Genomic DNA, 12938 nt, shown 5'->3' on the forward strand with positions numbered 1-12938 from the left:
CATGCAAAGGTTATCCACAGTACTGACGGTCGGGCTGCTGGCTCTGGGCAGTGCGTCGGTTTATGCCGATCAATGCGAGACGGTGAAAATGGCCGATCCTGGCTGGAGCGACATCGCCGCAACCAACGCCATCACCGGGTTTCTGCTGGACGGCATGGGCTACAAGGCCAAGGTCGACACCCTCGCGGTGCCGATTACCTTTGGCGGGTTGAAGGATGGGCAGGTCGATGTGTTCCTGGGTAACTGGATGCCGGCGCAGCAAGGCTTCTACGACAAGTTCGTGGCCACCGGGGATGTCACGCAACTGGCGAAAAACCTCGATGGCACCGAATTCACGCTGGCGGTCCCGGATTATGTGTGGGACGCGGGTGTGCATAACTTTGCCGACCTGAACAAATACGCCGACAAGTTCGACAAGAAGATTTACGGCATCGGCTCTGGCGCGCCGGCGAACATTTCGCTGCAGGACATCATCAAGAAGAACGATTTCGAACTGGGCCAGTGGAAGCTGATCGAGTCCAGCGAGCAGGCGATGCTGGCCGAAGTGTCCCGCGCGGTGAAGAAACAGAAGTTCGTGACCTTCCTTGGCTGGACCCCGCACCCGATGAACGTGCAGCTGAAAATGCATTACCTGAAGGGCGGCGAGAAGTACTTCGGTGACACCGGCGCGGTTTATACACTGACCCGCAAAGGTTATGCACAGGCCTGCCCGAACGTGGGCAAGCTGCTGACCAACCTGAGTTTCACCCAGGAAATGGAGAACAGCATCATGGCCGAGGTGGTGAACAAGAAGGTCAGCAATGCCGAGGCTGCGAAGGCGTGGATCAAGGCCAACCCGGCGGTGCTGGATAAATGGCTGGATGGGGTGAAGACCGTGGATGGCAAGGATGCGTTGGGGGCGGTGAAGGCCAAGCTTTAACTCTCAACGCTGATCGTTCCCACGCTCCGCGTGGGAATGCATCCCGTGACGCTCCGCGTCACTTCCCGAAGCGGACGCGGAGCGTCCATGGCGGCATTCCCACGCGGAGCGTGGGAACGATCAGTCTCGTCCTGCTACCCTTGCGCAAACTCCCACCTGAGAGGACCCATGGCCTTCCCCAGCCGCCATTCACTCTTCCCGTTTCTCAGCTGGCTGCCCCGGCAGACCCGCGCCAGCGTCGGTCGCGACCTGATCGTCGGCCTCAGCGGTGCAATTCTCGCGCTGCCGCAATCCATTGCCTACGCGCTGATCGCCGGTCTCCCACCGGAATACGGTTTGTATGCCGCCATCATCCCGGTGCTGATCGCCTGCCTTTGGGGTTCGTCGTGGCATTTGATCTGCGGTCCTACGGCGGCCATTTCCATCGTCCTGTACGCCAGCGTCAGTCCTCTGGCCGTGCCTGCATCCCAGGACTACATCACCCTGATCCTGTTGCTGACACTGCTGGCCGGCATTTTCCAGTGGTTGCTGGGCATGCTGCGCTTCGGCGCGCTGGTGAATTTCGTCTCGCACTCGGTAGTGCTGGGGTTCACCCTCGGCGCGGCAGTGGTGATCGCCATCGGGCAGATGCCCAACCTGCTGGGATTGGACTTGCCCAACCAGGCCACGGCGCTCAACAGCCTGGTGACGTTGCTCTCTCATCTCGGGGCTGTGGATAAACCTTCGCTGGTGCTGGGCCTGGCCACGGTGGTGGTCGGTATCGTCTTGAAGCAGCTCTTGCCGCGCTGGCCGACGTTGTTGATCGCCCTGGTCTTGAGCGGTTTGCTGGTGTGGCTGTGGCCGTCGATGTTCGGCCATGTGAAATTGGTCAGCGCGTTTTTCGGACGATTACCGCCCTTCAGCGCGCTGCCGCTGGACCTCGAACTGATCCTGCGTCTGCTGCCGAGTGCCGTAGCAGTCGGAATGCTCGGGTTGGTGACGAGTCTGTCGATCGCCCGCTCGCTGTCGGCCCGCTCACAGCAATTGCTCGACGCCAACCAGGAAGTCCGCGCACAGGGTTTATCGAATATCGTCGGTGCGTTTTTTTCCGGGTCGCTGTCGGCCGGCTCGTTCACTCGCTCGGGTCTAAGCTATGAAGCGGGCGCCTGCTCGCCGCTGGCCGGGGTGTTTTCGGCGTTGTGGGTGGCGCTGTTCGCCATTTTCGGCGCCGGGTTGATCGCGCACATTCCGATCCCGGCCATGGCCGGCAGCATTCTGCTGATCGCTTGGGGGCTGGTGGACCATCGCGGCATTCGCGCATTGCTGCGGGTCAGTCGTGCCGAATTCGTGGTCATGGCCCTGACCTGTGTCGCGACGTTGCTGCTGGAATTGCAGACGGCGATTTACGCAGGGGTGCTGGCGTCGCTGTTCTTCTACCTCAAGCGCACCTCGCAGCCGCGAGTGCAGCACTGGCGCGACGGCGATGAAGACATTCTGCGGGTCGGCGGGTCGATCTTCTTTGGCGCCAGCCATTACCTGCAAGTGCGCCTGCAACGGATGCACGGTGCACGCGTGGTGATCGAGGCGCAGCACATCAACTTTATCGACTATTCGGGGGTGGAGATGCTGCATCAGGAAGCGCGGCGATTGCTCAAACAGGATCGCAGCCTGACATTGCGCGGAGCGCGGCCGCCAGTGGTGGAGGAGTTGCGGAAGCTGGAAGGGGCAGAGAAATGCCCGATCCGATTCGAAGATTGAAACGCAGACCTCGCTCCTACAAGAGCAGGATTATGCGACGAGTTGGCGGCGAAGCTCGGCCAACACCGGCGCCGTATCCGGCCGCACGCCGCGCCACAGGTAGAAGGCTTCCGCCGCCTGCTCGGCCAGCATCCCCAAGCCATCCATCGTCACCGCCGCGCCGTGTTCGCGGGCCCACCGGCAGAACGAAGTCGGCTCCTTGCCGTACATCATGTCGTAGCACAGCGTCCTGCCCGGCTCGATCAAACTTCCGGCAATCGGCGGTACATCGCCTGACAGGCTGGCGGACGTCGCATTGATGATCAGGTCCACCGGTTCCTGCAACCAGTCGAAACCACTGGCGGACACCGGCCCCAGGTCGGCAAACAGTTGCGCCAGCAACTCGGCTTTTTCCACGGTGCGGTTGGCGATGATCAGCGACGCCGGTTGCTCGGCCAATAACGGTTCCAGTGCGCCACGCACTGCACCGCCGGCACCCAGCAGCAGGATGCGTTTGCCCTTGAGGCTGAAACCGGCGTTGACCGTCAGGTCGCGCACCAGCCCAGCACCGTCGGTGTTGTCGCCCAACAATGTGCCGTCGGCCAGTTTACTCAAAGTGTTCACCGCACCGGCCCGTTGCGCGCGCTCGGTCAGGCTGTCGGCCAGACGAAAGGCGTCTTCCTTGAACGGCACCGTGACATTCGCCCCACGACCTTCAGCAAAAAATGCCCGGGCAAAGTCGGAAAAGTCGTCGAGGGGTGCCAGCGAGGTGCTGTAGTCCAATTGCTCACCGGTCTGCTCGGCAAACAGGCGATGGATCAGCGGCGACTTGCTGTGACCAATCGGGTTACCGAATACGACATAACGATCCATCAGGATTCCTCGTTCAGACCTTTGGCCAGCCAATCACGATCTTGCAGGAAATACTCGGTCAACCGCGCTTCTTCGCTGCCCGGCTCGGCCTTCCAGTCATAACCCCAGCGCACTTGCGGCGGCAGGGACATCAGGATCGACTCGGTACGCCCACCCGATTGCAGACCGAATAACGTGCCACGGTCGTAAACCAGGTTGAACTCGACATAACGGCCACGGCGGAATTCCTGGAATTCCCGCTGCTTCTCCGTGAACGCATCGTTCTTGCGCCGCTGCACGATCGGCAGGTACGCATCGATGAACGCATCGCCGATGGCGCGCATGAAGGCGAAACTGGTGTCGAAGTCCCACTCATTCAAGTCATCGAAAAACAGCCCGCCGATACCTCGTGGCTCATGGCGGTGCTTGATGTGGAAGTACGAGTCGCACCAGGCCTTGTAGCGCGGGTAAACGTCCGCCCCGAACGGCGCGCAGGCCTGTTCGGCGATACGGTGCCAGTGCACGCAGTCTTCTTCATTGCCGTAGTAAGGGGTCAGGTCGAAGCCGCCGCCGAACCACCAGACCGGCTCTTCACCTTCTTTTTCCGCGATGAAGAAACGCACGTTGGCGTGGGACGTCGGCACATACGGGTTATGCGGGTGAATCACCAGCGACACGCCCAACGCTTCGAAGCCGCGCCCGGCCAGTTCCGGCCGATGAGCGCTGGCGGACGGTGGGAGACCGCTGCCGAAGACGTGGGAAAAGTTGACGCCGCCCTTTTCGATCACCGCGCCGTTTTCGATCACACGGGTGCGACCGCCACCGCCGGCAGGGCGGGTCCAGGCGTCTTCGACGAAGCGCGTGCCGCCGTCCTCGGTTTCCAGGGCGGCGCAAATGCGGTCTTGCAGGTCGAGCAGGTAGGCTTTTACGGCCTCGGTGCGGGTCGTCATGTCATCACCTTGAATCGGGCAAAACTACGCGGCGCGCCACGGGAGCGGGGGCCGGCGCAAATGGGCGCGTAGCATAACATCGCAGATACACCTGCCGCAGTTGACGAAGATCAAGCATAGGAGTCCGATAGGGAGCTTCGTAATGCGACCTAAGGAGAGTTCTGATGGCAAAGCGTATTCAATTCCGCGCCCATGGCGGCCCCGAAGTGCTCGAGTATGTCGATTACCAACCCGCCGAGCCCGGCCCGCAGCAAGTGCGCGTGACCAACAAGGCCATCGGCCTGAACTTTATCGACACCTATTACCGCAGCGGCCTCTATCCGTTGCCAGCCCTGCCGTCCGGCCTGGGCTCCGAAGGCGCCGGCATTGTCGAAGCAGTTGGCAGCGAAGTCACTCGTTTCAAGGTCGGTGATCGCGTGGCTTATGGCAGCGGACCGCTGGGTGCCTACAGCGAAGTCCACGTGCTGCCGGAAGCCAATCTGGTGAAACTACCGGATGCGATCAGCTTCGAACAGGCCGCCGGCGTGATGCTCAAGGGCCTCACCGTGCAGTACCTGTTGCGTCAGACCTATGAACTCAAGGGTGGCGAAACCATCCTGTTTCACGCCGCGGCCGGTGGGGTCGGTTCCCTGGCCTGCCAGTGGGCCAAGGCCTTGGGCGTGAAGTTGATCGGAACCGTCAGTTCAGCGGAAAAAGCCGCGCTGGCCAAGGCCAACGGCGCCTGGGCGACCATCGATTACAGCCACGAAGATGTCGCAAAACGAGTGCTGGAATTGACGGACGGGAAAAAAGTCCCAGTGGTGTATGACGGCGTGGGCAAGGACACCTGGCTGACGTCGCTCGATAGCGTGCAGCCGCGAGGCTTGGTGGTGAGCTTCGGCAATGCGTCAGGCGCGGTGGATGGGGTGAACCTGGGGATTCTGTCGGCGAAGGGCTCGCTGTACGTGACCCGGCCGACCCTGGCGACTTATGCCAACAATGCCGAGAACCTGCAGCGCATGGCGGATGAGCTGTTCGAGATGATTATCAGCGGCAAAGTGAAGGTTGATATCAGCCAGAAGTATCCGTTGGCGGAAGCGGCGAAGGCGCAGACCGAGCTGTCGGCGCGGCGTACGACGGGTTCTACGGTGTTGTTGCCGTAACGCCGCACTGTGGCGAGGGAGCTTGCTCCCGCTGGGCTGCGAAGCGGCCCCGCTTCTCCCTAAAAAGAAGGGGACTGCTGCGCAGTCCAACGGGAGCAAGCTCCCTCGCCACAAGTCACTCAGGTGTTAGCCCGGGCGCACCACATGCCCGGTCGCCACATCCCGAATCACACTCGGGTTCTTGCGCCCACCGAGATTGCCGCCCAGCACGCCATCGATTTGCCCACGGAAATACTGCTCGACGCGAATCCGCGTGCGCGCCGCCGGCCGGCCTTGCGGGTTGGCAGACGTCGACACCAGCGGCCCCACTGCTGCGCACAAATCCCGCACCAACGGGTGATCGCTGACCCGCAGCGCCACGGTTTCATGCACGCCGGTAATCCATTGCGGCAATAGATTCTGGTGTGGCACCAACCACGTGTTCGGCCCTGGCCAGGTGCTGGCCATGCGGTCCAGCCACAGTTCAGGGAAATCTTCGAAGAGGAAGTCGAACTGGCGAATATTGTCGGCCACCAGGATCAGGCCTTTACCCATGGCCCGGCCCTTGATCATCAACAAACGGCTAACCGCTTCTTCGTTCCACGGATCACAACCCAGGCCCCAGACGGCTTCGGTTGGATAGGCAATCACCGCCCCTGCGCGAACGGCTTGCGCGGCTTGTTGCACACGCCAACTGTTGACCATGAAAAAACTCTCCGGAATAAGGCTCTGCGCAGTTTACCGATCTTCCTTATAAAACCTAGCTCACCCGCGCAAACCAGCGTCCGCTTTCGCACACCGCCCGGCCGTCCATTTCCAGTTCCGTCAACGCCGCCAGCACTTTGGGCAAGGCCCAGCCGCTGCTGTGTGCCAACGCTTCACTGGTGTGCGGCGCCGCATGCAGCAACATCAGCAAGGGATGAGTCGTCTGCGGTGCTTCTGTGGATAACGGCAACCGCTGCCAACCGCGCAGGCCTTCGAGAATATGGTCGATGGTTTCCACCAGCATCGCACCGTCGCGGATCAGTTGATGACAGCCCTTTGCGCCAGGGTGATGAATCGACCCCGGAATCGCATACACCTCGCGCCCCTGTTCCGCCGCAAGCTTCGCCGTAATCAACGAACCACTGGCAACACTGGCCTCGACCACCAGCACGCCGAGGGATAAACCGCTGATGATCCGGTTGCGCCGGGGGAAGTTGCTGGCGCTCGGGCCAGCGTCCAGCGGGAACTCGGAAAGCACCGCGCTGCCCGAAGCAATCATGGCGTCCGCCAAGCGACGATTGCGCTGTGGATAAAACTTTTCAAGTCCCGTGCCAAGTACCCCGACCGTTCGCCCGCCCACGTCCAATGCGGCTTGGTGCGCTGCGGCGTCGATGCCTAGGGCCAGACCGCTGGTGATGACGAATCCGGCGCCGGCCAGACTGCGGGAAAACGCAGCGGCCGTGTCCATGCCCGGCCGCGAAGCACGGCGACTGCCAACCATCGCCAGTTGCGGTTGTTCGAGGATGCCCGGATCCCCGGCGACAAATAACAGCGGCGGTGCATCGCTGATTTCCGCCAGCAACGCCGGGTACTCGGGTTGGTCCCACATCAGCAAATGCTGGCCCGGACGCTCTAGCCAGGCCAATGCGTGGCTGGCGCCGTCGCGGATTTCATTGCTGCGTCGGGCCTCCGCGCAGGTCAGCGGCAAGCCCAACGAACGCCAGGCACTGGCCGGGGCGCTGATGGCCTTGGATGCAGAGCCAAAGGCTTCGAGGAGTTTTTTAAATCGCGCCGGGCCGAGCTCAGGTAAGCGATGCAGGCGTAGACGGGCTTCCAGTTCCGCAGGGGAAACCGGCGTAAATGCAGAGAGCGACATGGATCATCCTTGATCGTTATGAGCCCCGTTCAAACGGGAATAAGCTGTGGATAACTCTGTTGGTAACTTGTGGAGCAGGCTAAGGATTTCGCACCTTATCCATCACCGCCAACGAGCGCGATGCGTTGAGGACCAACCCGTAACTAAGTTTGTCATAGGTGCGGAAAACCATCAGTAAACCGGCGCGCTCATCGGGAATTTTCAGCGGCTGGCCGGTTACGCGATCACGCACCGTTTCGCCGGTTTTCATCACCACCAGCACGTTGCCTTCGGCCAGGCCATCCCGTTGCCCTTTGTTCAGCGTGACCACGTCCATCGCGCCAATCTGCGTGACCCCGCGCGGCACATCGATGATCAGGCCATTGATGTCGCTTTTCGGCGCACTGGGCATGAAGGTCGAATTGATCGCCCGCTCTTCGCCACTGAACAGGCGGTCGCCGAGACGCACTTCCTGGGTGGTGCGTTGCAGCGCCAGGGTGGCGACATCGCCTTCCGTCGCGACAATCTCACCGCCGCCGATGTCGTCGGCGTTGATCCCCAGGAACTCCTTGCTCTGCGGATCGGTGTAGACCTTGCCCTGGCGGAAGATGCCGTACACCGGCTGATTCGGGTCGAAATGCCCGCGGGCGAAGATGCGATCACCGGTGCCGCTAAGCACGCGTTCGGCATCACCGGCGACGATGTAGGGCGCCTTATCGAAGTCCTCGACCTTGTCGACGATGCGGTTGCTCAATAGAAAGCTGTTGATCGATTGCAGTGGAATGCTCGGGATCGCATCGGCCACCGGGCTGCTGCGGATCCGGGGCGAGAGCTTGATGGTGCCCCGGGATTCGCCGCGATTGAGGGTCAGTCGCGGCTGGCCGTTGACGTAGGTCAGTGTCAGCGAATCGCCCGGATAGATCAGATTAGGGTTCTGGATTTGCGGATTGACCTGCCAGAGTTCGGGCCATTTCCACGGCTCACGCAGGAATTTCCCGGAGATGTCCCAAAGTGTGTCGCCCCTTACCACTGTGTATTGCTGCGGAAAACCTTCCTTGAGTTGCACTTGCCCGTGCGCCAAACCGGCCGAGGCCAGAAGGAGCAAGGCGAGTAGTGATTTCCTCATGCGGTGAATCCCTTTATTATGTGCGTTCGCGTAAAACGCCAGAGCCCCCGTGGCTCGCTCCTGGCTCTTCACAAAGAAAGGAGCTACGTTTTACAACGGTAGCCTGCATCTTCGGACCCGCCAGGCCATCGACCCGACTTTACCTCACATGTGCAGCAATTAAGCTTATGGCCATTTTAGACATCCTCGAATTTCCCGACTCGCGCCTGCGCACTATCGCCAAACCTGTGGCCGTAGTGGACGACGAAGTGCGTCAGTTGGTCGATGACATGTTTGAAACAATGTATGAAGCGCCAGGCATCGGCCTCGCCGCGACCCAGGTCAACGTGCACAAACGTATCGTCGTGATGGACCTCTCCGAAGACCGCAGCGAACCTCGGGTGTTCATCAACCCCGAGTTCGAAACCCTGACCGACGAGATGGAGCAATATCAGGAAGGCTGCCTCTCGGTACCGGGCTTCTACGAAAACGTCGATCGCCCGCAGAAGGTCAAGATCAAGGCCCTGGACCGCGATGGCCAACCCTACGAACTGATCGCCGAAGGCCTGCTCGCCGTGTGCATCCAGCACGAATGCGACCACCTCAACGGCAAGTTGTTCGTCGATTACCTGTCGAACCTCAAACGCGACCGAATCAAGAAGAAACTGGAAAAGCTCCATCGCCAGAACGCTTGATGCCCTCCTTTCAAAGGCTTGCTGCGGCAAGCCTTTTTCTTTTCAGAGATTGCTCCCATGACTGAGCCACTGCGCATCGTCTTTGCCGGCACCCCGGAATTCGCCGCCGAACACCTCAAGGCCCTGCTCGCCAGCCCTTACGAGATCGTCGCGGTCTACACCCAACCGGACCGTCCGGCGGGCCGTGGGCAAAAACTGATGCCGAGCCCGGTCAAGCAGTTGGCTCTGGAAAACAACATCCCGGTGCTGCAACCGCCGACCCTGCGCAACGAAGATGCCCAGGCTGAACTGGCCGCACTCAAGCCCGACTTGCTGGTGGTGGTCGCCTACGGCCTGATCCTGCCGCAAGTGGTGCTGGATATTCCGCGCCTGGGTTGCATCAACAGCCATGCGTCCTTGCTGCCACGCTGGCGTGGTGCGGCGCCGATTCAACGCGCCGTTGAAGCGGGCGACAGCGAAAGCGGCGTGACCGTGATGCGCATGGAACTGGGCCTCGACACCGGCCCGATGCTGTTGAAAGTCACCACGCCGATCACTGGCGAAGACACCGGTGGCAGCCTCCACGACCGTCTGGCTGAAATGGGCCCACCGGCAGTGGTTCAAGCGATTGCCGGCCTCGCTGCCGGCACGCTGGAAGGCGAAGTGCAGGACGACAGCCTCGCCACTTATGCTCACAAATTGAACAAAGACGAAGCGCGCATCGACTGGAGCCGTCCGGCGGTTGAGCTGGAACGCCTGGTCCGCGCCTTCAACCCGTGGCCGATCACCCACAGCACGCTGAATGGCGAAGCACTGAAGGTATTGGCCGCGAACCTTGCCGAAGGGCAGGGCAATCCGGGGCAAATCCTCAGCGCCAGCAAGGACGGCCTGATCGTCGCCTGCGGTGAACAAGCCCTGTGCCTGACCCGTCTGCAATTGCCCGGCGGCAAGGCACTTAATTTCAGCGACTTGTTCAACAGCCGTCGTGAGAAATTCGCTGTCGGCACCGTGCTCGGTCACGTGGCGGACGCTCAATGAACCCGCGTCTGGCTGCCGCCAAGGCACTTGCCGCTGTCCTGAACGGAAAAGCTTCGCTCAACAGTTCGCTGCCGACGCAAATGGACAAGGTTGAAGATCGCGACCGCGGTTTTACCCAGGACCTGGCGTTCGGCACTGCACGCTGGCAGCCGCGTTTGTCGGCGCTGGCGGCCAAGTTGTTGCAGAAGCCGTTCAAAGCCGCCGATGCCGATGTCGAGGCGTTGTTGCTGGTCGGCCTCTATCAATTGCTCTACACCCGCGTCCCGGCCCACGCCGCCATCGGCGAAACCGTCGGTTGCGCCGACAAGCTGAAAAAGCCTTGGGCCAAAGCCTTGCTCAACGCCGTGTTGCGCCGCGCCCAACGGGAAAGCGAAGCGTTGCTGGCCGAGCTGGAACACGACCCGGTGGTGCGCACTGCCCACCCGCGCTGGCTGCAAAAATCCCTGAAAGCGTTCTGGCCTGAACAGTGGGAAGCCATCTGCGCGGCGAACAACGCCCATCCGCCGATGATTCTGCGGGTCAACCGTCGTCATCATTCCCGCGATGCGTATCTCGGCTTGCTGAGTGACGCGGGCATCGCCGCCACGCCGTGCGTGTACAGCCGCGATGGCATCATCCTCGACGCCGCCGCCGACGTGCGCAGCCTGCCGGGTTTCGCCGAAGGCTGGATCAGCGTGCAGGACGAAGCCGCGCAACTGGCCGCCGATCTGCTGGACCTCGCGCCGGGCCAACGGGTGCTCGACGCCTGTTGCGCCCCCGGCGGCAAGACCTGCCACATCCTCGAAGCCGAGCCTGCACTGGCCGGCGTGGTGGCGGTGGACCTGGAAGCCAAGCGTCTGGTGCGGGTTCGGGAGAACCTCGCACGCTTGGGCCTGAGCGCCGAACTGATCGCCGCCGACGGCCGCGACACCGCGACCTGGTGGGACGGCAAGCCGTTCCAGCGCATCCTGCTCGACGCGCCGTGCTCGGCCACCGGCGTGATCCGTCGTCACCCGGACATCAAGCTGACCCGCCAACCGGACGACATCGCCGCGCTCGCGGTGCTGCAAGGCGAATTGCTCGACGCCATGTGGATAACTCTGGAAGTGGGCGGCGTTCTGCTTTACGCCACCTGCTCGACGCTGCCGACCGAGAACACCGAAGTCATCGAAGCCTTCCTCGCCCGCACGCCGGGCGCCCGTGAGCTGGACCTGGCCACCACGGCCGGGATCAAGCAACCCCATGGTCGCCAATTGCTGGCCCAGCAGGGCGGGCATGACGGGTTCTACTACGCCAAGTTGATCAAAATTGCCGCCGCACGCGGTTAACCGGATTTTCAAGGGAGTGACTGGATGAAAATCATCATCCTCGGCGCGGGGCAGGTTGGCGGTTCGCTGGCAGAGCACTTGGCCAGCGAAGCCAACGACATCACTGTGGTCGACACCGATGGTGAACGCCTGCGCGACCTCGGTGATCGCCTCGACATCCGCACCGTGCAGGGCCGCGCGTCGTTTCCGACCGTGTTGCGTCAGGCCGGCGCCGACGACGCGGACATGCTGGTCGCTGTAACCAACAGCGACGAAACCAACATGGTCGCCTGCCAGGTCGCCCACACCCTGTTCCACACCCCGACCAAGATCGCCCGAGTCCGCGAAGCCGCGTACTTGACGCGCGGCGGGCTGTTCAACAACGAAGCGATCCCGGTGGACGTGCTGATCAGCCCGGAACAAGTGGTCACCAATTACATCAAGCGCCTGATCGAACACCCCGGCGCCTTGCAGGTGATCGACTTCGCCGAAGGCAAAGCGCAACTGGTAGCGGTGAAGGCGTACTACGGCGGACCATTGGTGGGCCAGCAACTGCGGCAGTTGCGCGAGCACATGCCGAACGTTGAAACCCGCGTAGCGGCGATTTTTCGCCGCGACCGGCCGATCCTGCCCCAGGGCGATACGGTGATCGAGGCCGACGACGAAGTGTTTTTCATCGCGGCCAAGGCGAATATTCGTGCGGTGATGAGCGAAATGCGCCGCCTCGATGAAAGCTATAAACGCATCGTCATTGCTGGCGGCGGGCAGATCGGCGAGCGACTGGCCGAGGCCATCGAAAGCCGTTATCAGGTGAAGATCATCGAGATGAACCCGGCGCGCTGCCGCTATCTCTCGGACACCCTCGACAGCACCGTGGTGTTGCAGGGCAGCGCGTCGGACCGCGATTTGCTACTGGAAGAGAACATCGCCGACGCCGACATCTTCCTGGCCCTGACCAATGATGACGAAGCCAACATCATGTCGTCGTTGCTGGCCAAGCGCCTGGGCGCGAAGAAGGTGATGACGATCATCAACAACCCGGCCTATGTCGATTTGATCCAGGGCGGCGACATCGACATCGCCATCAGCCCGCAACTGGCGACCATCGGTACGCTGCTGGCCCACGTGCGCCGTGGCGATATCGTCAGCGTGCACTCACTGCGCCGGGGCGCGGCGGAAGCCATCGAGGCGATTGCCCATGGCGATGCGAAGTCGAGCAAGGTGATTGGCAAGTCCATCGAGAACATCGGTTTGCCGCCGGGCACGACGATTGGCGCGATTATTCGTGATGAAGAAGTGATCATTGCCCACGACGATACGGTGATCAAAACCGGCGACCATGTGATTCTGTTTCTGGTGGATAAGAAGCATATTCGGGATGTGGAGAAGCTGTTTCACGTCGGGTTGAGCTTCTTCTAACTGATCGTTCCCACGCTC

12 protein-coding genes are annotated in these 12938 nt (G+C 61.6%); 7 read left to right on the forward strand and 5 right to left on the reverse strand.

Annotation, left to right across the window (positions count from 1 at the left end):
- Position 1: 1 nt before the first annotated feature.
- Positions 2-919, forward strand: a complete 918-nt coding sequence (gene choX / locus HKK52_RS20350; RefSeq protein WP_169372313.1) for a choline ABC transporter substrate-binding protein — start codon at positions 2-4, stop codon at positions 917-919.
- Positions 920-1087: 168 nt separating this feature from the next.
- Positions 1088-2656, forward strand: a complete 1569-nt coding sequence (locus HKK52_RS20355) for a SulP family inorganic anion transporter (RefSeq protein ID WP_169372314.1) — start codon at positions 1088-1090, stop codon at positions 2654-2656.
- Positions 2657-2686: 30 nt separating this feature from the next.
- Here HKK52_RS20355 and aroE read toward each other — a convergent pair whose 3' ends face one another.
- Positions 2687-3508, reverse strand: coding sequence for a shikimate dehydrogenase (aroE, locus tag HKK52_RS20360; RefSeq protein ID WP_169372315.1), 822 nt, complete (start codon positions 3506-3508; stop codon positions 2687-2689).
- A complete protein-coding gene (gene hemF / locus HKK52_RS20365; RefSeq protein ID WP_169372316.1) occupies positions 3508-4437 on the reverse strand; it encodes an oxygen-dependent coproporphyrinogen oxidase in 930 nt (309 codons plus the stop codon). The genes aroE and hemF overlap by 1 nt, the downstream gene beginning before the upstream one ends.
- Positions 4438-4601: 164 nt before the next feature.
- On the opposite strand from hemF, the gene HKK52_RS20370 reads away from it, so the two are divergent.
- Complete coding sequence (locus HKK52_RS20370) at positions 4602-5579, forward strand: NADPH:quinone reductase (RefSeq protein WP_169372317.1); 978 nt, start codon at positions 4602-4604, stop codon at positions 5577-5579.
- A 126-nt stretch (positions 5580-5705) separates the two neighbouring features.
- On the opposite strand, the gene HKK52_RS20375 is transcribed toward HKK52_RS20370, so the two are convergent.
- The 3 genes from HKK52_RS20375 to HKK52_RS20385 all read right to left on the reverse strand — a co-directional run bounded on the left by HKK52_RS20375 (position 5706) and on the right by HKK52_RS20385 (position 8524).
- A complete protein-coding gene (locus HKK52_RS20375; protein WP_169372318.1) occupies positions 5706-6263 on the reverse strand; it encodes an L-threonylcarbamoyladenylate synthase in 558 nt (185 codons plus the stop codon).
- Positions 6264-6318: 55 nt separating this feature from the next.
- Positions 6319-7419, reverse strand: a complete 1101-nt coding sequence (gene dprA / locus HKK52_RS20380; protein WP_169372319.1) for a DNA-processing protein DprA — start codon at positions 7417-7419, stop codon at positions 6319-6321.
- Between the two features lie 79 nt (positions 7420-7498).
- Positions 7499-8524: a LysM peptidoglycan-binding domain-containing protein gene (locus HKK52_RS20385; RefSeq protein ID WP_169372320.1), complete on the reverse strand. Its 1026-nt coding sequence runs from the start codon at positions 8522-8524 to the stop codon at positions 7499-7501.
- Positions 8525-8691: 167 nt separating this feature from the next.
- Between HKK52_RS20385 and def the strand changes: the two genes are divergently transcribed.
- The 4 genes from def to trkA are packed head-to-tail and all read left to right on the forward strand — an operon-like array spanning position 8692 to position 12920.
- On the forward strand, positions 8692-9198 hold the full coding sequence (gene def, locus HKK52_RS20390) for a peptide deformylase (RefSeq protein ID WP_046056612.1): 507 nt from the start codon (positions 8692-8694) through the stop codon (positions 9196-9198).
- Positions 9199-9255: 57 nt separating this feature from the next.
- On the forward strand, positions 9256-10215 hold the full coding sequence (fmt, locus tag HKK52_RS20395; RefSeq protein WP_169372321.1) for a methionyl-tRNA formyltransferase: 960 nt from the start codon (positions 9256-9258) through the stop codon (positions 10213-10215).
- Positions 10212-11522 carry a 16S rRNA (cytosine(967)-C(5))-methyltransferase RsmB gene (rsmB, locus tag HKK52_RS20400; RefSeq protein ID WP_169372322.1) on the forward strand — a complete coding sequence of 437 codons (1311 nt, stop codon included), beginning with the start codon at positions 10212-10214 and terminating at the stop codon, positions 11520-11522. Before fmt ends, rsmB begins: the two co-directional genes overlap by 4 nt.
- Positions 11523-11546: 24 nt before the next feature.
- Positions 11547-12920: a Trk system potassium transporter TrkA gene (trkA, locus tag HKK52_RS20405; protein WP_169372323.1), complete on the forward strand. Its 1374-nt coding sequence runs from the start codon at positions 11547-11549 to the stop codon at positions 12918-12920.
- Positions 12921-12938 lie beyond the last annotated feature (18 nt).

The sequence above is a fragment of the Pseudomonas sp. ADAK2 genome (genome assembly GCF_012935755.1).
Classification (GTDB): Bacteria; Pseudomonadota; Gammaproteobacteria; order Pseudomonadales; family Pseudomonadaceae; genus Aquipseudomonas.